This window comes from Brevibacillus sp. Leaf182 (genome assembly GCF_001423865.2).
Lineage (GTDB): Bacteria > Bacillota > Bacilli > Brevibacillales > Brevibacillaceae > Brevibacillus > Brevibacillus brevis_C.
In genome coordinates this window covers 145,248-169,327 of sequence record NZ_LMPN02000026.1, presented here as the reverse complement: position 1 = coordinate 169,327, position 24,080 = coordinate 145,248, and the positions used below count along the sequence as shown (strand labels likewise).

Sequence of the window (24,080 nt, the reverse complement as noted above, 5' to 3'; positions counted from 1 at the left end):
CTCCCTTTCACGCCTGGCCACGAACTAGTCCGGCACGATCAGGTTTTCTTCCCCGATGATAACGGATGCTGGTGCAGGGAGGCGCTTTCGTCCTTCCGTAATATCTGCAAGCCAGCCATTCGATAGTTCGTACCCTACAAGTTTCTCCCAGTTGGCTGAAAAGTAAACGTCTTCCAGCCTCCCCAAACACTCTCCGGATGCGGTTATCACCGCTTTTCCTTTTAACTTCGTCTTTCCCGTCACAATGCCGACAGGCTCTAGTCCGGCGAGATGAGGTAAGGGCGTGATCGCGTCTTTTCCCGATACGGTAAGGCAGGACTCCCCGACCGCATGAATATGTTCGGTAGGAATATAGGTACCTGATTGGAACCAGCCCTGTTCGCTCAGCAAGACTCCTCGTACATGCCAAGTGGAGTCGCAAAGAATGTCACGCACGGTTCCAATCGTCTCCCCTGTTTGGAGGCAAACAACTGGCAATCCGACTGCATCCATTGCCTTGCGCATGTGGGACATCCCCCTTCCGCCTTGTTAGTATCAGGCGAAATGAACACGTCCATTCGGCGCAAATGGTTCCAACTTCACTCTTGCTTCAGCCGTTCCTCCAGGTAACTGTACCGTACCCCCTCCTCATCTGACTCTACAGCAGCACGGAACGCATCCGGCTCTCCACACATGATGAGGAATGATTTGCTCCGGGTAATCCCGGTATAGACCAGCTTACGTCTGAGCATACGATAGTAGCTTTTGACAAACGGCATGATCACAATCGGAAATTCGCTGCCTTGAGACTTATGCACTGAGCAGCAGTAGGCAAGCGTTAGCTGATGATAATCCGAACGCTTGTACACCACTTCTCTGTTATCAAAGGCAGCGACCAGCATCTCCTGGTTCTCCGCATTTTCATTCGGGAAAAAGATGGCGACGATCTCACCCATGTCACCGTTAAACACCTGTTCTTCAGCATTGTTCACCAATTGCAGGACCTTGTCTCCTGTACGGAAAGTCGTCTCTCCGAAGGTAACTTCACGCTTTTGCGGCGTTTTTGGATTAAACAGCTCCTGCAATTCTTCATTCAACCGGTTCACACCGGCATTACCTTTATAGATAGGGGCTAATACCTGAACATCTTTTGCCGTATATCCTTTTTTTACGGCTCCGAAGCAAATTTGTTTCACTGCTTCCGGAACTTCTTGTGGCAAACTTGTGAAGAATCGCCGATCCGGGGTGGTGTGAAGCAAATCTGCCGGTACATTCCCCTTTCGTACATCATGGGCCAACCGAATAATCGTGGACTCTTCTGCTTGCCGATAAATTTCTGTAAGCTGTACCAACGGCAGCAATTCAGAGCGAATCATATCCAACAGGACGTTGCCTGGTCCTACGGAAGGCAACTGGTCAGGGTCACCAACCATGATGATCTGCATGTCATCTGGAACGGCACGAAACAATTGATTGGCGAGCCAGATATCGACCATGGACATTTCATCCACAATTAACAGCCGGCCACGGATTGGGTGCTCCGCGTCATGCTCGAAGCTCTCCCCTTTGTAACCGAGCAAGCGATGGATGGTCATTGCTGGTAATCCCGTAGTCTCTGTCATACGTTTTGCTGCACGCCCGGTAGGAGCCACAAGAACGATCGGGAATGGATTTTCTTCGTTGTATTTTTTCAAGTCCAAAGACAATCCATGAAGCTGAGAAAAGACACGACAAATCCCACGAATGACTGTCGTCTTCCCCGTACCAGGTCCACCTGTCAACAGCATCAGACCCGCTTTGATTGCCTGTTCAATGGCATCACGCTGCGTCTGGGCATACGTGATCCCCAGCTCATCCTCGACCGCCCCTAACGCACGGTAAAATTCTGATGTCGGGAACGTACCGAATTCATCCCGCGCAGCGAAGTGACGCAGTCTTTTGGCAAGACCGAGCTCGGCAAAAAACAGCGAGGGCAAATACACCCGCTCATCTTCCCAGGCAATCTTGCTCGACACAAACAGAGCTTCCACGGCCAGTTGAATATCGTCTCCAGAAAAGTCGTGCCCCCCGCACTCTTCGAGAAGGCGCAGTGTTTTTTCACAAAGCTCCTCCACAGGCAAATAAACATGTCCTTCTGAATACGAAGCCTCCTGCAAGACAAAGAGAGCCGCTGCCTTCACCCGTTCTTCTGAGGAAGCAGCAATTCCAGTTGCTCGTGCAATGTCATCTGCCCGCTTAAAGCCGATTCCTACGACATCCTCGATCAACCGGTAAGGCTCTTCCTTTAGCACTGTCATCGTTTCCAGCTTGTAGGTCTGATAAATACGCAGCGCCATGTTCACACCAATGCCGAAGTCATACAAGAAAACCATGGCACTTTCCAAGGAACGATGCTCGACTACTGAATCGTAGATCGTTTTGGCACGTTGTTCAGAAATGCCGGGTACCTCAGCCAATCGCTCCGGGAAGTCCGCGATAATCGACAGCGCATCTACCCCGAGCTGCTCGACAATTCGTTTGGCCATCTTCTTTCCGATCCCTTGAAACAAGCCACTGGCTAAGTATCGCTCAACCCCAGCCAATGTTTTCGGCGTTTCACGTTCATAGCGCTTTGCTACGTACTGCTGACCAAAACGAGGGTGTGTCTTCCATTCACCGTAAAAGGTGTACAGCTCGTCTGGATGCGGGCGAGGAAAATTCCCGACTATAATGACCTCCGATTCTTTAATCGATTCGGTAGTCTCTTCTATCTTAAGACGGATAACTCCGTACCACGTTTCTTCCTTGTAAAAAATTTCTTGAGAAATAAATCCTCGAATGAAGCTTTCCGCAAACAGCGAGATTGACTGCTGCTCGTCCATCTAAACGCCTCCTTACATAAAAACCGTTCCAGAAAGGAAAAATCCACTTCTCTCGAAAGTGGATTTCTCATAGGCTCGTCTTAAATTGTAAATCGTTTTACTTGTTCTGACAACTGCTCAGCCATTTTCGCAAGCGTTTCCGATGCTGCTGTCATTTCCTCGGAGGTTGCTAGCTGTTCTTCGGACGCTGCTGCCACTTCCTGTGTATCTCTGGCTGCTGTTTCCGCAAGTCCAGCTATTTTTTCAGAGTGACTCACCAATTGGACTGTATCGCGATGAATCGCTTGGGCTGCATCGTTCATACGATGTACTTGCTGGCTGACGTCTTGAACGGCCACCAGGATTTGGTGGAAGCCATCTCCTGCCTGGGCCACTCCTTCGCGTCCATCCTGTATAGCGACAGCAGTCGTTCCCATTTCCGACACAGCCGCGAGAATATCTGTATGGATCGTATGAATCAAGCCTGCGATCTCTTCTGCAGCCTCACCCGATTGCTCAGCCAGCTTACGTACCTCCTGGGCCACAACCGCAAAGCCACGTCCCTGTTCCCCCGCCCGTGCTGCCTCGATGGCGGCATTCAAAGCCAATAGATTCGTCTGATTGGATATTTGACGAATAGTCGTGATAATTCCGATGATTTGCTCGGATTGAGAGCCAAGCTCGCGGATAACCTGCTCCGTTCGACGGGCATGATCCGTGATTTGATCCATTTCTTGTACGAGCTCTTGCAGCTTGCCTTCCCCAACCTGTGCCAAGCGATTCGCGTCTGTGGCATCAGCATTTACTTGAGAGGTCGAGGCCGCAATGAGTTGGATATCTCCACCGATGCGAGACAAAAAGCGTACTGTATCTGTCACCGTTTGTTTTTGTTGTTCGGAACCCGTAGCGATTTCCGAAGAAGCCATGGAAATCTGTTCGGAAGCACGTGCACTTTCTGTCGCACTCGCTGTTAATTCTTCCGAAGCTGCCGCGACCTGCTGGGCTACTCGCTGCACCTCGTTGACCATGCCGCGAAATACCCCCATCATCTCATTGTACATCGACGATAATTCCCCAAGCTCGTCCTGGGAACGGACAGTCACTTGGGTGGTCAAATCTCCTGTCTCTGCACGCTTCATTGCCAATACCAGCTCTTTTAGCGGTCGAACGAGCTTGTTAACAATAAAAATACCTGTGACCAGCGCTAAGGTGGCACTTATCAGATTGAGGAGAAACATCATCGGACGACTGCTCTCAATCGTCGTCAGCAAATCATTCTCGTAGCTGCCAATGACTAGAATCCACCCGTTCGGCAGTTGCTTATAGGCCGCCACTTTGGGAGAGCCTCCGAATTCATATTCGATCCAGCCGTTTTTTTGAGCGAGCATGACTTGCGTGAATTCTTCATTCGCCAAAGAGGTATTCTCGACTTTCGGGTCTGGATGAAAGATGGCAATTCCACTCGTATCCAAGATATAGGCGTAGCCAACCATACCATTTGGCTTGTAGTAGTCTTCGGCCACCTCGCGTGTTATTTCGTTAATTTTCTGTCTGTTTCCCTCACTAATCGTTGCATCTTGAGCGTAAAGAGCCAGCTCACGTGCCTTCATTTTTGTTATGTATTGCAAGTCAGATACCGCCAGTTTATATAGCGCACTGCGTGCATTTTCAAATTGGATATAGCCGACGACCATTAGTGGGAGCATAGTTAGGATGAGTATCGTAAACACCAGTTTGTAGCGAATAGAGTAGCGTCTGGCCAACATGAAAGTCCTCTCCTTATCGGATGGTCCGAGTTGTATAGTTCTTCAGGAATAGTACTACAGAATTATTTTACCATCCTCTTCCACAATTCACCACCAAACTCCAATAAGAAACCCGCTTTTGCTCAAATGAAAAAACCGCTTGGCTTATCCCAAACGGCTTTCATCCTTCGTTATTCACGAACCAAACGCTTTACAATCGCAGCAATCGCTGTAGCAGCCTGCTTCGCCTCTTCCACTGTATTCGTAATCCCAAAGCTAAAACGAATAGCTGAAAGAGCAATCTTATCGTCTAAGTGCATCGCTTTCAGAACATGTGACAGCTCTAATGATCCGGATGTACAAGCTGAGCCACTCGCGGCTGCAATCTTGGCGATATCCAGATTCATCAGCATGGTTTCTGTATGGGCACCAGGGAAGGACACATTTAAAATATGCGGCAATGCCTGCTCGCTATGTCCATTCAGGCAGAACGTAATTCCTGCTTCCTGCCAGACTGCGATCATCGCAGCTTTCATCTGCTCATACTTTTCAACCCGCTCGGCCATTTCTTCTCCAGCGACCTTTGTCGCTTCGGCAAACCCAACAATCCCAGCCAGGTTTTCCGTTCCCGCTCTGCGTTTGCGCTCTTGAGAACCGCCGTGCAAAATCGGGGAAAACGGAACCTTACGCGCTAAATACAAAGCGCCGACTCCTTTTGGACCATTAATTTTATGAGCGGATACCGAGAGCATATCCACAGGCAGCTTCCGTGCATGGACAGGCAGTACACCAAAAGCCTGTACGGCATCCGTATGAAAAACAATCCCTTTTTCCCGCAGGAAGGTACCGATTTCCTCGATTGGCTGGATCGTTCCTACTTCGTTGTTCCCGTACATAATGGACACCAGTACCGTATCCGGGCGAACCGCTTGTTTCAGGTCTTCCAAGCGAACCATGCCTGTCTGGTCAACAGGCAGGTACGTCACTTCAAATCCTGCCTGCTCCAAAAATTCACAAGCATGCAAGACTGCATGGTGCTCGATTTGCGAAGTAATGACGTGACGACCACGTTCGCGCTGTGCCATTGCAGCACCGATGATTGCCATATTGTCCGCTTCTGTCCCGCCACTCGTAAAGATGAGCGATTGCGGATCAGCATCCATAAAGTCGGCAATCGTGTCTCTCGCATGCTCCAACGCTTTTCGCGCTTCGCGACCTGCACCATGGACACTGGATGGATTCCCGTATACTTGAGTCAAATAGGGAGTCATAGCAGCAACAACCCGCGGATGTACTGGCGTAGTAGCTGCATGGTCAAAATACATTAGATCTGACACTGCTGTCACCTTCTACCAACTTATAGTACGTGTTCAAAAAGTCGGCTTTTTAGCACCGAGAAGATGGCGAGAACCGAACGAAGGAGGAGCGGAGTGTAGGGAATCTACATGAGCACCGGACTTCGGAGGTGAACGCCATATTCGATGTCGAATTAGCTTTCTGAGCTACTTCGTGATCAAAAGACGACTTTTTGAACAACCTCTTATATTCTAGATGTAAAACATATAATTATCAGCAGGACCATCGCCTTCAAAACTGATCAAGTCTTGAAGAGAAGTCGAATCCAGAACAGCGGAAATACTATCCCGAATACGCAGCCATAAAAAACGCTTAGCCGGATCTTCTTCCTCTGCAAATTCCACAGGGCTGATCGGCCCTTCCAGCACGCGAATCACATCGCCAGCGGAAATCTCATCCGGCTGTTTCGCCAGAACATAACCGCCATATGCGCCACGAATGCTTTTTACCAAACCCGCGTTACGCAGAGGTGCAATCAATTGCTCCAAATAATGCTCGGACAAATCGTGTTTTTGGGCGATGCTTCGCAGTGAAGTCGGCCCTTCTCCGCAACGGTTGGCCAATTCCATCATGATCGTCAGCCCGTAACGTCCTTTCGTCGAAATCTTCACGTTAACAACTCTCCTCTTTGTATCGGTAATACGCGCCCGCCCCCTACATGTCTTCTGTATCGAGGGACACACTAACATCTTAGGGGGTGATATGCAGATGACAACGAACAAACGCTCGGAACGAGGTCCCAACCATCCGTCCGAAACCTTGTACGACCAACCCGCAGGCACGATTGCTCACAAAGCCCGTTACGGTGCGAGTGAGCAGAGCAAACAGCCGAATGAAAACGGTGATTTGCCCAATAAACCAGGCGGAAATGTCCGCACGTAAATGTTAGCTCCCCCTATTTATTCGGGGGAGTTTTTCCTTGGCAATCCACGTTCATCCATCTTCTGTCTTTCTTCCTGGAAGCGGCGAATGTGACGCTCATAGCCGTGGTCCTTTGGCTGGTAGAACGAGTAGTTTACACCGTCAGGCAGATACTGTTGAGGTACATAGCCATATGGATAGTTATGCGGATACAGATATCCCTGACCGTGTCCCAGCTTCGCAGCTCCCTTGTAAGCAGAATCTCGCAGATGAATCGGCACTTGCTTGTGACCATCCGTTCGGATACGATCCAACGCAGAATTAATTCCGTTGTAAGCGGCATTGCTTTTGGGGGCGGTTGCCAGGTACGTCGTCGCTTGTGCTAAAGGGATACGCCCTTCAGGCATTCCCACCAATTCTACCGCCTGAAAGCAGGAAATCGCAACTGTGATCGCTTGCGGGTCAGCATTTCCGATGTCCTCTGAAGCCGAAATGACCAAACGGCGAGAAATGAACCGCGGATCTTCTCCGGCATCGATCATTCTCGCTAGCCAGTAAAGAGCTGCGTCCGGATCAGAACCACGAATGGATTTAATAAAAGCAGAGATCGTGTCGTAATGGTTGTCCCCACTCTTATCGTAGCGTACAGCCCTGCGCTGAATGGATTCTACGGCGACGTCCAGCGTCACTGTAATGCGTCCATCCACACCTGGTTGCGTCGTTGTCACTGCCAGTTCCAATGCGTTCAGCAAACGTCTGGCATCCCCTTCGGCATATTGAATCAAATGCTCTGCCGCTTCCGGTTCAACAGTGACAAATAGCTCCGCCAATCCATTTTCTTCATCACGAAGCGCCCGATCCATGACCTGCTTCAATTCCTCATGGGAAAGCGATTGAAGGGAAAACACTTGTGAACGCGACAAAAGCGCCGGATTCACCTCGAAAAAAGGATTCTCCGTCGTAGCGCCAATCAAAATGATTGTGCCTTCCTCCACATAAGGAAGAAGGGCGTCCTGTTGCGATTTGTTGAAGCGGTGAATCTCGTCTACGAACAACGTTGTCCGCTGACTGTCCATGACGAGCCGCTCCTTTGCCGCATCCACCACTTTGCGGATGTCAGCGACACCAGCCGTAACGGCATTTAACTCGGAGAAATGTGTGCGTGTGGTTCGAGCAATGACTTTTGCCAGCGTTGTTTTCCCAGTACCTGGAGGTCCGTAAAAAATGACAGAGGACACTTGATCTGCTTCAATCGCGCGTCGGAGCAGCTTTCCAGGAGCCAAAATATGCGATTGCCCGATTACATCCTGAATCGTTTGCGGCCGCATTCGTGCAGCCAATGGCTTCTGTTTGCCACCACCCTGCTGGTCGTAGGCAAACGTGAATAAATCATCCATGTTCCACTATCCTTTTACAGGCTGCCACTCCAAAATATCTCTTGCCACTACACTGGCTAAAATTAAACCAGCCACAGAAGGCACGAAAGCATTACTTGCTGGAGGCATCCGCACTTTGCTAATCGGTGAATCCGGGTTGGAAACGATCTGTTCACGTACATCTACACGTACGGTGACGGGAATCTCACGGGAGTATACAACTTTTACCCCTTTGTAGATCCCGCTTTTCCGCAACTCACGACGAATGACCTTTGCAATCGGATCATAACTCGTTTGGGAAATATCGGCAACCTCAAAACGGGTCGGGTCCATCTTGTTGGCCGCACCCATGCTAGAAATAATAGGGATATTGCGGCGTTTCGCTTCTTTAATTACATGGAGCTTCGCGGACATGGTGTCCATGGCATCCACAATGTAATCCAGTTCATGCTCAAACAGCTCATGTGCTGTTTCTTCATTGTAGAACATATGGAGAGTTACGACCTCGCACTCTGGATTGATCGTCGCAATACGCTCCTTCATGAGCTCAGCCTTTTTTTGACCAACTGTGTTCAGCGTCGCATGGATTTGGCGGTTGATGTTCGTGATGTCTACTACATCCTTATCTACCAAAACGAGCTTGCCTACACCTGTACGCGCGAGTGCTTCTACTGTAAAGGAACCTACTCCGCCAATTCCTAATACAGCAACGCGGCTATTTTTCATTTTTTCCAAACCTTCTGGACCGAAGGCCAATTCACAACGAGAAAATTGATGAAGCATATTTCGTGTCACCTTTCATTCGCAAGCGAGATTATTGGGCAGTTCAACGCGCAACTTATAGTCAATCGGAAAAGTAGGATTGAAGTAGAAAAAAGGAGCCCCATTATGCCGTGTTGCTCCTTAGTTTTGAACCTGCTCATCGCAGGTGGGTGTCTTGCCGAACTGTTACAGACGTCCACTCTAAGGAGGCATGCCTTTACAATCACGGACGAAAAACTCCCTAAACAAACTTTGTGGCTCAAAACTATCGGATGTCACGAGCATCGCAGGGCTTTCATCATAGTATTACCAATGTATCAAAGAGCAATGCAGTTGCGCAAGTCGATTACGCTTCCACCTTTTCTTCTTCTGTGACAATTGTTGCAATGGACAGCTCTTTCAATTGTTTTCCGTCTACTACATCTGGAGCGTTTACCATCAGGTCGCTCGCACTTGCTGTTTTCGGGAATGCGATGACTTCGCGCAGGTTAGTGCGGCCAGCCAAAAGCATAATCAGGCGGTCCAAGCCAAGAGCGATTCCACCGTGTGGAGGTGTACCGTATTCGAATGCATCCATGAGGAAGCCGAATTGTTTACGCGCCTCTTCGAGGGTAAAACCAAGTGTGGTAAACATTTTTTCTTGCACGTCGCGCTTGAAGATCCGCATGGAGCCTCCGCCAAGCTCGTATCCGTTGAGAACCATGTCGTACGCTTGTGCACGCATTTGACCTGGATCGGTGTCGAACAGGTGCAGGTCTTCGTCTTTTGGACGTGTGAACGGATGGTGCAGGGCAACGTAGCGTTTTGCATCCTCATCCCACTCAACCAGCGGGAAGTCTACTACCCAGAGGAATGCGAACTGGCTTTGGTCAATCAGACCGAGTTCAGCACCCAGCTTGGAACGCAGAGCACCCAGTGCATCTGCTACTACCTTTGGTTTGTCAGCAACGAACAGGAGCAAGTCGCCTTCTTCTACTGCCAAGCGTGCTTTCATCTCGTTAAGTTCTTCTTCTTTAAAGAACTTCGCAATTGGCCCTTTGACTTCGCCGTCTTTGAAGCCGATCCAAGCCAAGCCTTTCGCACCATAACGGGAAGCGAATTTGCCCAGGTCGTCTGCTTCTTTACGGGAGTAGTGTCCGCAACCTTTTGCATTGATCGCTTTTACTTGTCCGCCGCCAGCTACTGCTGCTGCAAACACCTTGAAGTCACTTGTCGCAACCAGATCAGATACGTCTGTCAGCTCCATGCCGAAGCGTACGTCTGGTTTGTCAGAACCGTAACGCGCCATTGCATCCGCATACGTGAGACGAGGGAAGGGAGTCGGTACGTCTACACCAACCGTTTGCTTGAATACGTGAGCGACCATCTTTTCCATCATTGGCAGGATTTCTTCCATAGATAGGAAAGAGGTTTCAATGTCCACTTGAGTAAATTCAGGCTGACGGTCAGCACGCAGGTCTTCGTCACGGAAGCAACGAGCGATTTGGTAATAGCGCTCCAAACCGGATACCATCAAAAGCTGTTTGAACAACTGTGGCGATTGCGGCAGTGCGTAGAACTCGCCTGGATGTACACGGGAAGGCACGAGGTAGTCGCGTGCGCCCTCAGGAGTGCTCTTCTGGAGAATTGGTGTCTCTACTTCCACGAAGTTGTTCTCATCCAAGTAGTCACGGAACGCTTTCGCTGCTTTGCTGCGCAAAATCAGGGAGCGCTGCATTTCTGGACGGCGCAAGTCCAGGTAGCGGTATTTCAGACGAACTTGTTCATCTACATCGATCTCGTCTTCAATCAGGAACGGAGGCGTTTTTGCATCGTTCAAAATTTCGATTTCAGAGATGTGCACTTCTACTTCGCCGGTTTTCAGCTTCGGATTGACTGCTTCCGGTGCACGGTTTACCACTTTCCCTTTTACAACCAGTACGTATTCGCTGCGAACCTTGTCAGCCGCTTCCCAAGCTTCTTTGTTGTACTCCGGATTGAATACGATTTGAACGATACCTGTGCGGTCACGGAAGTCGATGAAGATGACGCCTCCGAGGTCACGACGCTTTTGTACCCAGCCGTTCAGTACAACTTCCTGCCCAACGTGTGCTGTTGTTACTTCTCCACCATGTACGGTGCGATATTGCCAAGACATGATCATTTCCCCCAACGATTTGTTTTATTGATTTGCTTTTGCAGCAAGTACCGCAACGAGTTCGTCGCGTTTCACTTCTTGTTGCTCGCCTGTTGCCATTTCCTTTAGAACAACCGTGCCATTTGCCAATTCAGACTCACCGATGATCGCGGTAAAACGAGCCTGTAGGCGATCTGCTTGCTTTAGCTGTGCTTTCATTTTCCGATCCAGATAATCCAGCTCAGCCGCAATCCCTGCTTGGCGCAATTGGTCGACGAGGACGAAAGCTGTTGTTTTTGCTTCTGGTGTCTGCACCACTACGAAGCAGTTGATGCCACCCGAGATCGGCAGTTGAACACCTTGCTTTTCCAGAGCCAACAGCAGACGCTCGATACTGAGTGCGAAGCCGATGCCCGGCATATCGTCACCGCCGAGCTCTGCAACCAGTCCGTTGTAGCGACCACCTCCACAAAGCGTTTCTACCGCACCGATCTCTGCCATTTTGATTTCAAATGCGGTCAGTGTGTAGTAGTCCAAGCCGCGAACCAGACGAGGATTTACATGAAACGGAATATCCAGCGCGGTCAAGTAGTTTTGTACGGCTTCGAAGTGTGCCGCGGATTCTTCGCTCAAGTAGTCCAAAATGGACGGAGCGTCCATCGTCAGTCTTTTGCATGTTTCATTTTTGCAATCGAGCACGCGCAGCGGGTTGCGATCGATACGTGATTGGCAATCCTCACACAGCTCAGAGCGAACGCCGTTCAAGTGTGCGAGCAAATGCTCACGGTGACGCGCTCTGTCTTCTACCGTACCTACGCTGTTCAATTCCACAGAAAGTCCTGTCAATCCGAGCTCCTGATACAGACGAATCGCAAGGCCAATTACTTCTGCATCGATCGCTGGATCGCTTGAACCGATCGCTTCTGCACCGAATTGGACGAATTGGCGATAGCGGCCTGCTTGCGGACGCTCGTGACGGAACATCGGTCCTAAGTAGTACAGCTTGGTAGGCTGATTAGGCACACCGTACAGCTTGTTTTCCACGTAAGAGCGAACAACACCCGCTGTCCCTTCTGGACGCAGCGTGAGAGCATCCGTACTGCGCGGATTGGCTACACTGTACATTTCTTTTTCCACGATATCCGTGGTCTCGCCTACCCCCCGTTGGAACAACTCTGTGCTCTCAAACAGCGGCGTACGAATTTCCGCGTAATTGGAGCGGCGACACAGATCGCGGGCCTTGGCCTCCACGTAGTGCCACAGCTCTACAGTACCAGGCATGATATCCTGCGTACCGCGTGGGATCTGGATTCTTGTCATTCCTCTCGAACCTCCATGTCTTTTCACAAACTCGGGCTAAAGCCAAACCTTCAGGATCAAGGAACCTTTATTTATGACCAAATAAAAAAGTCCCTCGTCTCCTGACATTTAGCAAATCGCCGCATGTCAGGGACGAGAGACTGGTTATACTCCCGTGGTGCCACCCTGTTTGAATAGCCCTACATCACAAAGGCTATCCCACTTATTAGCCGTTAACGCCGGCACACGCCTGCCAGTTACTGGGGAAAGAGATTTCTTTCAGCCGTTCACTGCGGTCTTCAGGGATGTCATTCACCAAGCCGTTATACGAAAGCACTCTCAGCCACGGCGCTTTCTCTCTGGGTATCGGTTCTTTGGATACTTGTTCCCGTCATCAGATCATTTCTTATTCAATAAAAAGCTTAATGTGAATCATAGCAAACCCGCCAACAGCCGTCAACAGGCGCTCGAATAAAACTTTTTTTATTAAGAACAAGTATATCCATCACTCACTGCCCAGATACCTGTCCAGCCGTTTTCGCACCTGAATAGATTTCATCCAAATCACGGAGCTTGTTTTCCACCAGAACCTTGTATGTGTCATTGTACGTTTTCGGGTCCTTTGGATTCGGAAAGCGCGTCAGCTTGCCGCTTCCTGGAGCCATCAGCTTGGATACTGCACCACAGCCGAGACCAAGGATGGTTTGTACCTCTTCCATGATCATGATGTTGTAGATGCTCTCCTGCCCTGGCTGGGCATAACCGACATTCTCCAGATTTCCCAAAATGTTTTTCTGCCGATACAAATAGTACGGGTCATAGCCATTCGCTGCTGTCCACTCGGAGGCCATCTCCATCATCTTGCTAATTTCTTCGCGACTGGCGACCTTGTAGCGCTCTTTGTTCTGTGTCATCTCTGAGGCTCTTTTAAAAGACAGCGTATGCACCGTCAGCGAGGCGGGCATCAGCTTTTCTACCTCTTGGAGGCTGTGCGCCAGCTCGGCTACGCCTTCATTTGGCAACCCGATGATCAGGTCCATATTAATATTAGTCAGGCCCATCTCCATAGCCAGATGGTATTTCTCAATCGTCTCTTCGACGGTGTGATGACGTCCGATTGCCTGGAGCGTCTCCTGTGTGAACGACTGTGGATTAATGCTGATCCGATCCACTTCCCACTGCTTCATCACATCGAGCTTTTCGCGTGTAATCGTGTCGGGTCTTCCCGCCTCAACTGTCAACTCACGAACATCTTCCATGTGTGGAAAAGAGCGATGCATCGTCTCAAAAAGCTGGTTCATGTCATCTGCGGTAATACTCGTAGGGGTTCCGCCACCGAAATAAATGGACGTGATCCGTTGGTCATTCGCACGAAGCCACTCTCCCATCCGCTCCATCTCGTAATGAAGACCTTCGAGAAACGGATTAACCGAAGCCGTGTGACTGCGAATCGCGTAAGCAGGAAATGTACAGTATGCACACTTCGTCGGACAGAATGGGATGCCGATATACACGGACAGTTCGCGATCAATGTGATACAAATCAGGCACGACGCAGAGCTGCTTGTCTACGATTTCTTGCAATAGCTTTAGCTTGTATGGACGCAATATGACATCCTGCTGCAATCTCCTGTGTGCTTCCTGTCTGTCTACACCAACGGCGTTCAACTGGTGCAGCAGTTTCGTCGGGCGTATCCCGGTCAAAATACCCCAACCTTGCTCCATACCCGTGTATTCTTCCAGCATCAATAGCAGCGCATAGCAAAGAGCTTGCTTAGCCGTCTTTTTCATCGCTTTTTCATCACGTGCTACGTAGTCTCGCTCCACCTGATGGGAGATGTGTTGCTTGCCATCGTTTAACTCCCCCGAAGCTACGACTCCATTTTCTTGCACGGTCAGTGCCAGCTTGATTTTCAAATTAGCCTCACCTGTCCACTCGGGCACAAAAGTGAGTGCTGGATCTTCATAAAATAACGCGAGAATTAAGGAGAGTTCCCGCTCGAATGCGTGTCCCTCACATATGATCTGTATCATGGAGTTCACCTGCTTTTTTCAAAAATGCCACTCCTCATCATAGCCGACGAGAATTACTCGGGTCAACTAGACAAGTTGTGGCATCGTGTGCAAGGTGGCAAAAACAATCATTTCCGTTTTTGCCGAGGATGTTGGATATCCCGCAAGCCTGGATGAAAATCTTGGGCCATTTCTACATTTTGTAGTGACATTTCTTTCTCTAAATCGTCTTGAAAATCAACAGACAAAAACTGCCGATTTAATCCTTGCGCGAATGTTTCCTTCTTTGACTGTCTCACGATGAATTCCTCCTGAAAAGCTGCGTTCGCTAGCATCTAGTAAAATCTAGTATTGCCTTGCCTGCCGAAAAGCAATCAGGGAACCCATGCAGAACTTTGTCGTATTTTGCAGGAAAAAGCAGGAGAAATAGCGAAGTGATTATTTTGGTAAAAACATGCAAGAGTGCAATGGATTTAAAAAGCTACGTATTTCGGAAAGGATGTCTATCGTGTTTGTTCGTCAAAAAATCCTGAGGAGTCTCCTGACTGTCGTCTGTGCCATTTCCCTCCCCGTTTCTGCAGCCTGGGCCGCCGGTTCTGTTCAGGTCACCGTGGACAAGCTCAATGTCCGTTCAGGTCCTAGCCTCCAAGACACTATCGTCACTACACTGCCGAACAAAACTGTGCTGCCCGTCATCTCCACAAAAAATGACTGGATTCAGGTAAAGCTTCCGAACGGTCAAATCGGTTGGGTAGCGAACTGGCTCGTCAACACACAGCAGCAACAACAACAGAAACCAGCAACTGCATCTGCCAAGCAAGTGGAGAGCAACACGACGAATCTCAATGTTCGTTCTGGACCCGGTCAGACATATGCAGTCGTTCAAACAATCAATCCAGGTACGCGCTACCCCATCGTGCAAAAGAGTGGCGAATGGATCCAAATTCAACTCAACGCAGGAACAAAAGGCTGGGTCGCAAACTGGCTAGTAAAAGAAGTAGGTGCGGGACAAGCAGTTTCTCCTCCCTCTACTGGTAGCACCCCCCCAACAACCAATCCTGCGGGAACGGGCTCACAACCGAAGCCTCCCGCCGTACAAGGAGCCAGCCTAACCTTGGATTTCGCTCCGTACGTATATGCCACGCCAGATGCCAGTACACCGGCTATCGGTCAACTACATGCGGGCGAGAAAATCACGGTCTTGAACAGACAAAATGGTTGGATTCAATTCCCTTACGATGGAGTCAACGCTTGGCTCTCCACCGATCAAACCAACCCGGACACTGGTCAACCGACTCTGCCCGAAAATGGAAACGGAAACACGCAACCTCAGACTGGACAACCGTCTTCTTCAAGTCAAACCGCCACAGTAAAAACGGACGGATTGAATCTGCGCAGTGAACCGAACACAACGAGTGCCATTCAAGCGACACTTCCAGCCGGAAGCGCGCTGACTGTTTTGGAAAAACAAGGAGACTGGTACCGCATCAACACGGCGGCCGGAAAAACTGGCTGGGTGGCAGGTTGGCACATTACGGTGAATCAACCAAGTATGCCTACTCCGAGTGGCCCATACGTAACGATTATGAATCCAGATACCAATGTTCGTTCTGGTCCGAGTACCGATCACAATGTTATCAAACAGGTACAGCCTGGCGAAAAATACGGGATTGCCAATAAATCAGGCGAGTGGTTCCAAGTAAACTTCCCTGACGGCTCCACAGGCTACATTGCAGGCTGGCTCGTTTCTGCTAATGGTGCCCCAGCAGTAGTACGCAGTAATGATCTCGCCGGCAAAGTCATCGTCGTCGATGCTGGTCATGGTGGTACAGATGGTGGTTCGACCGGCTCCAGCTTCTCTACTCTAGAGAAAACGGTCAATCTGCAAGTCTCTCTGCTCCTGCGCAACAAGTTGGAAGCAGCAGGTGCCAAAGTCATCATGACACGGGCTGATGATCGCAAATTGACCCTGCAACAGCGCGTCGACATCGCGATTCAAAATCAGGCAGATATTTTTGTCAGCGTCCATCATAATACGCATCCAAACTCAGCAACGAATGGCTCGATTATTTTCTACTACAGCCAAGGTAACTCTAGCAAGCTGGCCTCCCTGGTTCAAACGGAGCTGGTGAAGGCGACGAGCTACAAGGACATGAATTATCGATACGGTAACTATTTCGTTTTACGCGAAAACCCGGTGCCATCCATTTTGGCCGAGATCTCCTTCTTATCCAACTACAACGACGAGATTCGCGCACGTTCCGAGAAACAGCAGGATCTTGCAGCGGAAGGTCTGTTCAAAGGGATTGTCCAGTACTTTAATACACAAAGCAATCAGGGAGGCTGATCCCCTCTCTTCCACCCCCCATGCGAAAGAAGCTGGCTCAAGCTCTCTCGTGTGGGGGTTCTTTTATGGCGCACTCGATTGCATCAAAGCAAGACAGGCAGGAATTCCAAGAGGGTTTGCGAATATCATAAGGCATCGAAAGGAGTGATGACGGATGAAAAATAATCACAACATCAACAAACGTACGGTATGGACGCAGGTGATCACAAGTTAACCTTTGAAAATGGAGTGATTTCTATTAAAACGATGTTTGAGTACAATTGGATCGTTCGTGAAGAATGGCTGAAATGGTGCGAGGATGTCCCCATGAAAGAATTGCTTCGTACGCGCATCGGTGGTGTCGGGGGTATTTTGCACACATTGTTCCATGTCATTGATGTAGAGTGGAGCTGGATTCAAGTCATGCTTGGGAGGCCTGATTTCCAAGAAAGCTTCGACCTGCACAACCGGTTGGAAAAAGTTCGTGACCTGGAGGCGACTTTTCGCCCGGATGTGCTTCAATTTTTGCGCAATTGGGATGAAAGTATGGAAACAAGAGCCTTTCAGGATACGAAGCCAGACGGAAGCATCGCTACGTACACATGGGGTGAAATTATGCGGCACATGATCGCTCATGAAATCCACCATGTCGGGCAGCTATCCATATGGGCATGGGAAATCGGGAAAAAGCCAATTTCCGCAAACCTGATCGGCAAAAATCTGATCCTCCCTGCAACCAATTTCATTCACTGACCCGATTAGTACTGAAACGACAAAAACGATTGCACCCGGCAATCGTTTTTGTTTTTGACTTCGCTATCTGTGTTACTACGTCGGACGTTTTTCCCACGGCTCGACCTGACCGACGATCATTTGCCGTTCAGTTGTTTGCAGAGCATCAATCACCCCAGCCGCGATTTCATCATTCGTCAGCCAGCGTGAATGCTCATCTGTACATCTAAACCCGAGGACGACTCTCCGATATACACAAACTTCTGATGTAAGTTCTATTGGTGGATTTCTCCACGCACCGCTCCCACACACATGCAGCAATTGCCAGCACTTCTCAGGACGGGACAGTTCTTCCACGATCACAGGCAGTGCATGCGGTGCAGTCGAATGAATCCACGCGACAACCACATCCATCGGCCCTCTCTTCTGTACGAGCTCTCCCATAGCCTTTCGCAAGCCGTCTGTCTGGTGATAGTCTTGAGGCAGCAAATGAATCGATTCTGGATGAGTGGAACCGTCTCTGACACGGCTTAATTTGACTGGATCACGACCAAGCACGGTTACTTGATAACCTTGGCGAGCCAGCCAGCGGGAGACCTCTGTAAGCATGCCACTCGCACCAATCACCAATGCTTCTTTGGCCATGTTTTCACCCCCCTGATGGTTGTGTTTACGATTCCACAACCAGCGTGACAGGGCCATCATTTAACAGACGTACGTCCATCATTGCGCCAAAGCGTCCTGTTTCCACCTGGAGCCCTTTTTCACGCAGCTTGGCGTTAAACAGCTCGTACAGCGGTTCAGCCTGCTCGGGGCGTGCGGCAGCCATGAAGTTGGGTCTTCTGCCCTTTCTGCAATCGCCATACAGCGTAAATTGTGATACGGACAAAATTTGGCCACCCTTGTCTAAAACAGAGAAGTTCATTTTGCCTTCCTCGTCTTCAAAAATACGCAAGTTCGCAATTTTGTCTGCGACAAATTCTACTTCTTTTTCTGTGTCTTCATGCGTAATACCTACCAGTAGCATTAAGCCGTGTTCAATTTGCCCGACGATCTCTCCTGCTACGGTAACACTCGCTTCTCTCGTTCTTTGTACGACAACCCTCACACTGACTCATCCTTCCTGTTAGCTAAACAAGAACACCCAATCCACAAAGGATCAGGTGCTCAGTATCCGGCGAACCGAATAAATATCTTTGATGCGCTTGATGCGCTCTACTACTTTCAACAGATGATCCACATTGCTAATCGAGATGGTCATATGAATCGTTGCCACTCGATTTTTATCAGACTTGCCACTGACAGCCGCAATGTTTGTCTTTGTCTCTGCCACAACCTGCAAGACATCGTTTAACAGTCCGCTCCGATCATTGCCCGTGATCTCGATCTCTACATGGAAATTATGTTTGAAATCGGTATCCCATTCCACATCAATCAAACGCTCTGTACATTCGTCTGTCAGTACGTTCGGACAGTCCAGTCGATGCACCGATACCCCACGACCTCTTGTAATGAAACCGATAATCTGGTCACCTGGAACAGGTGTACAGCAACGAGAAATACGGACGAGCAAATTATCCAAGCCACGGACTTTGACGCCAGATTCACTCTTGGCAGAACGATCTGCTGGATTCGGTTTGACCTCAGGAATCGTCGGGTTTTGTTCTTCGCGCTCCCGACGGAGTTTGTCTACAAGACGAGTCGCAATTTGCGAAGCCGTAATGCCACCATAGCCAACTGCGGCAAACATGTCTTCTGCCCCTTGGAAATTAAACCGGGCTGCCGCTTCCTTCAAGTTTGTTTCCGTCATCGCTTCTTTAATATCAAAGCTACGCGACTTGATCTCCGCTTCCACCATCTGCTGACCTTTGGCGACATTCTCTTCCCGCTTCTCTTTTTTAAACCACTGTTTAATTTTATTGCGAGCATGCGCGGATTTGGCCATCTTTAGCCAATCCTGACTAGGACCGTACGAATGCTTGGAGGTCAGGATTTCGACGATATCGCCTGTTTTCATCGCATAGTCGAGCGGGACAATCTTGCCATTCACTTTGGCGCCGATTGTTCTGTTTCCTACCGCAGAGTGAATCCGATAGGAGAAGTCCAGTGGTACAGAGCCTTTCGGCAACTCGACTACATCGCCTTTTGGCGTGAAGACGAAAACCGTATCGGAGAAAAGATCCTGCTTGAGACTCTCCATGAACTCTTGCGCGTTCGGAGCTTCTTCCGATCCACCTTCAATAATCTCCCGCAGACTACCGAGCTTCTCTGCAAACGAGCCTTGCACGATGCTTTTGCCTTCCTTGTACGCCCAGTGAGCCGCGATCCCGATCTCAGCTGTCTGGTGCATATCCCAAGTACGGATTTGCACTTCCAATGGCTCACCTTTTGGCCCAATCACTGTGGTATGAAGAGATTGGTACATGTTCGTCTTTGGCATGGCAATGTAATCTTTGAATCTGCCTGGCATCGGCTTCCACAAGGTGTGCACGATACCGAGAACCGCATAACAGTCGCGGATGTCATTCACGATGATCCGCAACGCAAGCAGGTCATAAATCTCGTTGAACTGCTTGTTTTGTCTCGTCATCTTTTTAAAAATGCTGTAGATATGCTTCGGACGTCCCGAAATTTCAGCCTCGATGTTTAACTCGCCCAGCTTTTCTCTGATCGTATCCGATGCTTCATTCAGGTAGGCTTCGCGCTCCACCCGTTTCTTTTGCATCAAATTCACAATCCGATAATACTGTTGCGGATTCAAATACCGAAGCGCCGTATCTTCCAATTCCCATTTGACAGAAGCGATCCCCAAGCGATGGGCAAGTGGCGCAAAGATTTCCAGCGTTTCATCGGAAATCTCGCGTTGCTTCTCCTCGGACATGTGCCGAAGTGTCCTCATGTTGTGCAGACGGTCTGCCAGTTTGATCATGATGACGCGGATGTCCTGTGCCATGGCAACCAGCATCTTGCGGTGGTTTTCGGCGAGCTGCTCTTCTTTGGACTTGTATTTAATTTTTTCCAGCTTGGTCACTCCATCTACCAGGAGAGCTACATCCGGTCCGAACTGCTCACGGAGATGATCAAGCGTAATCTCGGTATCTTCCACGACATCATGCAAAAATCCAGCCGCAATCGTAACGGCATCCATGTGCAGGTTTGCAAGAATACCCGCCACAGCGATTGGGTGCATAATGTAAGGAACACCTGATTTGCGTATTTGCCCTTCATGCGCTTTTTCGGCAAGCTGATAGGCACGTGTAATCAGGTCCAAATCCGATTGTGATAAATAGGTGCTTGCTTTTTTTACTACCTCATCAATGCCGGTAATCATAGTTCCCTTCCCTTATCCTCTCAGTAAAATAACCTCGTTCGAGGCCTTCTCACGGAGGAGCGACCGCATTATAGCGGAAAGTTTCACCGAAGTATTGCCGGAAGCAGACGCTGAGGCACTTCGTGATGCGCTCCGGAAAGTTTAAGCCTGGACGCATTTCGCACTGTGAAGCACTTGAACTTTCCTATACGTCTAGAAAACTTGGGCTTTGCCAAGCCTTTTGGCGCAGGCGAAGGCTTACTTGCACGTATCATGTCTGTCTATTTCATACTATTATCTTGTATGTCGTTCGTCTTGTAAAGCTGAATTCCCCTGTAAAGTATGTACAGCCCCAGAAAAAAGAAAAAAACGGGCATTTCACCCGTTTTCCCTTGTTGCATCAATTAATATTGAACGAGCGATTTGATAGGAATTTCACCTATTTTGCTACGTCCATCCAAGTAAGACAGTTCGATGAAGAAGGCAGCTCCTACTACTTTGCCTCCGAGTTGCTCAATCAAATTGATTGTTGTCTCAATTGTTCCACCTGTCGCCAGCAAATCGTCTGCAATCAGAACACGCTGACCTGGTTGGATAGCATCTACGTGTACAGCCAGTGCATCTTTTCCATACTCCAGGTCGTAATCCGCCTTGATGGATTCATATGGCAGCTTACCAGACTTGCGGATCGGTACAAAGCCAATTCCCATTTCATACGACAGTGGAGCACCTACTACGAATCCACGTGCTTCTGGACCCGCAATCACGTCTGCTTGTACTTCACGAGCGAACACAGCCAAGTCTTGAATCGCAGCTTTGTAAGCAGGGCCATCCTTCAAGAGAGTAGTGATGTCCTTGAAACGAATACCTGGCTGTGGAAAATCTGGGATAACACGAATGTATTGTTTAAAATCCATGAAAAATTCCTCCTAAACGGTGGTTGGTTCCACCAATTGATGAAGCGCTTGAATCATTGCATCAGAAGAAGAAAGCAATAAATCTGTAGCAAGCTGTGCCTCTTCCTTCCAATTCGCGTAGAGCATAGAGCTCTCGAGCGGCCTTTTCGCAGTGTTGGCCTGCAACGTGTACTGCTCGGCCTCTTCTACTAAAAACTCCAGCTCCATAAAGATGGCGATCATGCCGTCCAATAGATTTCTTTTCCATTGCAGCTTTCTGGCCAATGCATCCATGTGGATTTTTTTAACAGTTGGCACCTGGACGAAAAACTGGTACAACTGTTTAAAATGATCCCGGCCCGGACAGGAAAGCCGCTCCATTCCCAAATCCGGATCACCAAACAAACAGTATATGCGCTCCGCTTGTTTGAGCAAGACACGAACCACTTCCAATTCGGAACGATGCTTCGGCAAATCATACAAAATCACGTTGGAAGAGGCTGTGATATTCACCCCCTCTTGACCAACCACGAACAAGAAATTCACCTGATCGCTAGTCGCTTTCGCTGCCAATGGCTCGTAGCTTTCCTCGCGAAACAGAACGGTCACCGAATTTGACTCCGCCATTACTTGCTGCCATTTCTCTATCTTGTCACGACTGCCTCGCCAGTCAAACACTTGCTGGTGTCCAACAGACAAATCACGGATCGTAAGCTGAGGCTTTCGATTTCCGTTCCATTCGTTTACAGACAATTCTCCCAATACGTGAAAACGTGCCTTGGGCGTTACTCTCTTTGTTACATGTGCCCAGTTGAAGCCAATTGCATCCAACGAGGTACCCGCTTTGTTCAAAGTACACTTCAAATGATTGTCATCGCGCCCAATGGTGCGCATCCCTTGCGTTTCTACTTCTTCTAATAAAACGAGCGGTGTTGGATTCCCCATTCCATATGGAGCGAGCTGTTCGAGTTGCTCCGCCGCGGTCAAGCTGATCTCTTCCATGCTCATCGCAACGTCCACTTTGGTCATCGGCGTGAAGTCTTCCGCGGACAACCACTCTCCAGCGAGCTCGTTTAACTTTTGGCGTAATAAGTCGAGATTTTCTACAGGCAAGGTCATCCCCGCTGCCATTGTATGACCGCCATAATGCGGTAGCCACTCCTTGCAAGCAGTCAGACCTTCATACATATCAAAACCTGCAATGCTTCGTGCCGAGCCTTTTGCTGTTCCTTTTTCCGGATCAATGCCAAGCACAATCGTTGGACGATAAAAAAGCTCGACCAATCGGGAAGCTACAATCCCTACCACACCCACGTTCCAGCCTTCTTTAGCCAGAACGAGAACATTGTTCTGGTCAGGCGGATACAGCTCATTCACCATCTGTACAGCTTCCTCAGTCATCGCTGCGACAATTTCCTGACGTTCGCGGTTTAAGTCGTCCAGCGCCTGGGCACATTTCTCTGCTTCGTCCATATCCGAAGTCGTCAGCAATTTCACAGCAGATTCAGCCGTCTCCAGCCTTCCACTCGCATTCAGACGCGGTCCTAGCGCAAAGCCTACATGTCCCGCAGACAGCTCGGTATCGGACAACCCACAAACTCGGATTAAGGCTTGCAGACCAAGATTCCTTGTATGATTTAAGCGCTTTAATCCTGCTCGAGCAAGAATGCGATTTTCATCTACCAACGGCACCAAATCCGCTATCGTCCCCAATGCAGCCAAATCAACTAAATGCAATGGCGGTTCTTTCAGCAAGGCATGCCCCACTTTAAAGGCGACCCCCACTCCCGCCAACATATCAAACGGGTACGAACAGCCGGGCTTCTTGGGGTTAATCACAGCAAATGCCTCCGGGATGATTGCCGGAGGTTCGTGATGGTCGGTTACAATGACGTCAAGACCCAACTGATTCGCGTACGCTACCTGCTCCACTGCACTGATCCCTGTATCGACAGTGATGATCAGCTTATAGCCGCTATGATGCAGATGCGCCAATGCGTCTTTATGTAACCCATACCCTTCTGTAAAACGGTTGGGAATGTAGTAGTCAAAAACAGCGCCGAGTTGGCGCAGTAGATGTACCATTAGCGATGTGGAGCTAACCCCATCGGCGTCGTAATCGCCGTATATGCAAATCGGTTCTTGCCTTTGAATGGCTTGTTGAATGCGATGCACGCTTTGTTCCATTCCATCCAGCAAGAAAGGGTCATGAAACAATTCTGGGCCGGCTTGTAAAAAGTCACGAGCCTTTTGTGATGTATCAATGCCACGTATCACCAGTAGCTTGGATACGAGCGGAGTAAGCTGGCAATCTGCGGCAATACTAGCAGCAAGCTGCTCATCATAGGTGGCCAGTTTCCAGCGTGTTTTCGCTTTCAGCATGGGCTTTCCTCCAATCCTCATTCATTATAGAGGATGGAGCACAAGCCTGACAATAGTGAGGCTTTCTCCGGTAAAAAAAGGAGAAAAC

The 24,080-nt window shown here is 49.3% G+C and carries 19 protein-coding genes, 1 other RNA gene and 1 other annotated feature; of the genes, 3 read left to right on the top strand and 17 right to left on the bottom strand.

Going from position 1 to position 24,080, the window contains the following annotated elements; genetic code table 11:
* Nucleotides 1-24: 24 nt before the first annotated feature.
* The 5 genes from ASG16_RS19145 to cymR all read right to left on the bottom strand — a co-directional run bounded on the left by ASG16_RS19145 (nt 25) and on the right by cymR (nt 6,531).
* A complete protein-coding gene (locus ASG16_RS19145) occupies nt 25-504 on the bottom strand; it encodes a PRC-barrel domain-containing protein (protein ID WP_048032157.1) in 480 nt (159 codons plus the stop codon).
* Between the two features lie 74 nt (nt 505-578).
* On the bottom strand, nt 579-2,840 hold the full coding sequence (gene recD2, locus ASG16_RS19140) for an SF1B family DNA helicase RecD2 (protein ID WP_056497480.1): 2,262 nt from the start codon (nt 2,838-2,840) through the stop codon (nt 579-581).
* Nucleotides 2,841-2,920: 80 nt separating this feature from the next.
* Nucleotides 2,921-4,585, bottom strand: a complete 1,665-nt coding sequence (locus ASG16_RS19135) for a methyl-accepting chemotaxis protein (protein ID WP_056497483.1) — start codon at nt 4,583-4,585, stop codon at nt 2,921-2,923.
* Nucleotides 4,586-4,755: 170 nt separating this feature from the next.
* Nucleotides 4,756-5,901, bottom strand: a complete 1,146-nt coding sequence (locus tag ASG16_RS19130) for a cysteine desulfurase family protein (protein WP_056497486.1) — start codon at nt 5,899-5,901, stop codon at nt 4,756-4,758.
* A gap of 210 nt (nt 5,902-6,111) precedes the next feature.
* On the bottom strand, nt 6,112-6,531 hold the full coding sequence (gene cymR, locus ASG16_RS19125) for a cysteine metabolism transcriptional regulator CymR (RefSeq protein WP_048032153.1): 420 nt from the start codon (nt 6,529-6,531) through the stop codon (nt 6,112-6,114).
* A gap of 97 nt (nt 6,532-6,628) precedes the next feature.
* Here cymR and ASG16_RS30965 point away from each other — a divergent pair, with 97 nt between their 5' ends.
* The gene (locus ASG16_RS30965; RefSeq protein ID WP_016739245.1) at nt 6,629-6,802 is read left to right on the top strand and encodes a hypothetical protein; all 174 of its coding nucleotides are present in this window, start codon (nt 6,629-6,631) and stop codon (nt 6,800-6,802) included.
* Between the two features lie 17 nt (nt 6,803-6,819).
* On the opposite strand, the gene ASG16_RS19120 is transcribed toward ASG16_RS30965, so the two are convergent.
* The 7 genes from ASG16_RS19120 to ASG16_RS30960 all read right to left on the bottom strand — a co-directional run bounded on the left by ASG16_RS19120 (nt 6,820) and on the right by ASG16_RS30960 (nt 14,645).
* Nucleotides 6,820-8,178 carry a replication-associated recombination protein A gene (locus ASG16_RS19120; RefSeq protein ID WP_048032152.1) on the bottom strand — a complete coding sequence of 453 codons (1,359 nt, stop codon included), beginning with the start codon at nt 8,176-8,178 and terminating at the stop codon, nt 6,820-6,822.
* Between the two features lie 6 nt (nt 8,179-8,184).
* A complete protein-coding gene (locus ASG16_RS19115) occupies nt 8,185-8,940 on the bottom strand; it encodes a tRNA threonylcarbamoyladenosine dehydratase (RefSeq protein ID WP_048032151.1) in 756 nt (251 codons plus the stop codon).
* Between the two features lie 93 nt (nt 8,941-9,033).
* Nucleotides 9,034-9,215, bottom strand: a non-coding RNA gene (ssrS, locus tag ASG16_RS19110) — 6S RNA.
* 50 nt (nt 9,216-9,265) lie between these two features.
* Nucleotides 9,266-11,056, bottom strand: coding sequence for an aspartate--tRNA ligase (gene aspS / locus ASG16_RS19105; RefSeq protein WP_048032150.1), 1,791 nt, complete (start codon nt 11,054-11,056; stop codon nt 9,266-9,268).
* 24 nt (nt 11,057-11,080) lie between these two features.
* Nucleotides 11,081-12,355, bottom strand: a complete 1,275-nt coding sequence (gene hisS, locus ASG16_RS19100) for a histidine--tRNA ligase (RefSeq protein WP_056497490.1) — start codon at nt 12,353-12,355, stop codon at nt 11,081-11,083.
* A gap of 125 nt (nt 12,356-12,480) precedes the next feature.
* Nucleotides 12,481-12,738 (bottom strand) — a binding site (T-box leader).
* A gap of 105 nt (nt 12,739-12,843) precedes the next feature.
* The gene (locus ASG16_RS19095) at nt 12,844-14,367 is read right to left on the bottom strand and encodes a coproporphyrinogen III oxidase (RefSeq protein WP_056497493.1); all 1,524 of its coding nucleotides are present in this window, start codon (nt 14,365-14,367) and stop codon (nt 12,844-12,846) included.
* Nucleotides 14,368-14,474: 107 nt separating this feature from the next.
* Entirely contained in the window at nt 14,475-14,645 is a 171-nt protein-coding gene (locus ASG16_RS30960; RefSeq protein ID WP_173618896.1) for a hypothetical protein, read from the bottom strand.
* Between the two features lie 200 nt (nt 14,646-14,845).
* Here ASG16_RS30960 and ASG16_RS19090 point away from each other — a divergent pair, with 200 nt between their 5' ends.
* Together ASG16_RS19090 and ASG16_RS19085 are read left to right on the top strand one after the other, a co-directional pair.
* Nucleotides 14,846-16,693 (top strand): N-acetylmuramoyl-L-alanine amidase family protein, encoded by a 1,848-nt coding sequence (locus tag ASG16_RS19090; RefSeq protein WP_370444405.1) that lies wholly within the window; start codon nt 14,846-14,848, stop codon nt 16,691-16,693.
* Between the two features lie 237 nt (nt 16,694-16,930).
* Nucleotides 16,931-17,425 (top strand): DinB family protein, encoded by a 495-nt coding sequence (locus ASG16_RS19085; RefSeq protein WP_056497775.1) that lies wholly within the window; start codon nt 16,931-16,933, stop codon nt 17,423-17,425.
* 75 nt (nt 17,426-17,500) lie between these two features.
* Here the strand turns inward: ASG16_RS19085 and ASG16_RS19080 are convergent, their stop codons facing one another.
* From ASG16_RS19080 to recJ, 5 genes are all read right to left on the bottom strand, one after another.
* Entirely contained in the window at nt 17,501-18,049 is a 549-nt protein-coding gene (locus ASG16_RS19080; protein WP_056497499.1) for a short-chain dehydrogenase, read from the bottom strand.
* Between the two features lie 25 nt (nt 18,050-18,074).
* Nucleotides 18,075-18,512, bottom strand: coding sequence for a D-aminoacyl-tRNA deacylase (gene dtd / locus ASG16_RS19075; protein WP_056497502.1), 438 nt, complete (start codon nt 18,510-18,512; stop codon nt 18,075-18,077).
* A 51-nt stretch (nt 18,513-18,563) separates the two neighbouring features.
* A complete protein-coding gene (locus ASG16_RS19070; RefSeq protein WP_048032144.1) occupies nt 18,564-20,735 on the bottom strand; it encodes a RelA/SpoT family protein in 2,172 nt (723 codons plus the stop codon).
* Between the two features lie 383 nt (nt 20,736-21,118).
* The gene (locus ASG16_RS19065) at nt 21,119-21,631 is read right to left on the bottom strand and encodes an adenine phosphoribosyltransferase (protein WP_017247577.1); all 513 of its coding nucleotides are present in this window, start codon (nt 21,629-21,631) and stop codon (nt 21,119-21,121) included.
* A 12-nt stretch (nt 21,632-21,643) separates the two neighbouring features.
* Nucleotides 21,644-23,992, bottom strand: a complete 2,349-nt coding sequence (gene recJ / locus ASG16_RS19060) for a single-stranded-DNA-specific exonuclease RecJ (protein ID WP_056497504.1) — start codon at nt 23,990-23,992, stop codon at nt 21,644-21,646.
* Between the last annotated feature and the right edge of the window lie 88 nt (nt 23,993-24,080).

Bases quoted from the DNA above. Each gene is read 5' to 3' on its own strand.
- ASG16_RS19145 (WP_048032157.1), bottom strand. From the start codon at position 504: ATGCGCAAGGCAATGGATGCAGTCGGATTGCCAGTTGTTTGCCTCCAA.
- recD2 (WP_056497480.1), bottom strand. From the start codon at position 2,840: ATGGACGAGCAGCAGTCAATCTCGCTGTTTGCGGAAAGCTTCATTCGA.
- ASG16_RS19135 (WP_056497483.1), bottom strand. From the start codon at position 4,585: ATGTTGGCCAGACGCTACTCTATTCGCTACAAACTGGTGTTTACGATA.
- ASG16_RS30965 (WP_016739245.1), top strand. From the start codon at position 6,629: ATGACAACGAACAAACGCTCGGAACGAGGTCCCAACCATCCGTCCGAA.
- ASG16_RS19120 (WP_048032152.1), bottom strand. From the start codon at position 8,178: ATGGATGATTTATTCACGTTTGCCTACGACCAGCAGGGTGGTGGCAAA.
- ASG16_RS19115 (WP_048032151.1), bottom strand. From the start codon at position 8,940: ATGCTTCATCAATTTTCTCGTTGTGAATTGGCCTTCGGTCCAGAAGGT.
- aspS (WP_048032150.1), bottom strand. From the start codon at position 11,056: ATGTCTTGGCAATATCGCACCGTACATGGTGGAGAAGTAACAACAGCA.
- hisS (WP_056497490.1), bottom strand. From the start codon at position 12,355: ATGACAAGAATCCAGATCCCACGCGGTACGCAGGATATCATGCCTGGT.
- ASG16_RS19095 (WP_056497493.1), bottom strand. From the start codon at position 14,367: ATGATACAGATCATATGTGAGGGACACGCATTCGAGCGGGAACTCTCC.
- ASG16_RS19090 (WP_370444405.1), top strand. From the start codon at position 14,846: ATGTCTATCGTGTTTGTTCGTCAAAAAATCCTGAGGAGTCTCCTGACT.
- ASG16_RS19080 (WP_056497499.1), bottom strand. From the start codon at position 18,049: ATGGCCAAAGAAGCATTGGTGATTGGTGCGAGTGGCATGCTTACAGAG.
- ASG16_RS19070 (WP_048032144.1), bottom strand. From the start codon at position 20,735: ATGATTACCGGCATTGATGAGGTAGTAAAAAAAGCAAGCACCTATTTA.
- ASG16_RS19065 (WP_017247577.1), bottom strand. From the start codon at position 21,631: ATGGATTTTAAACAATACATTCGTGTTATCCCAGATTTTCCACAGCCA.
- recJ (WP_056497504.1), bottom strand. From the start codon at position 23,992: ATGCTGAAAGCGAAAACACGCTGGAAACTGGCCACCTATGATGAGCAG.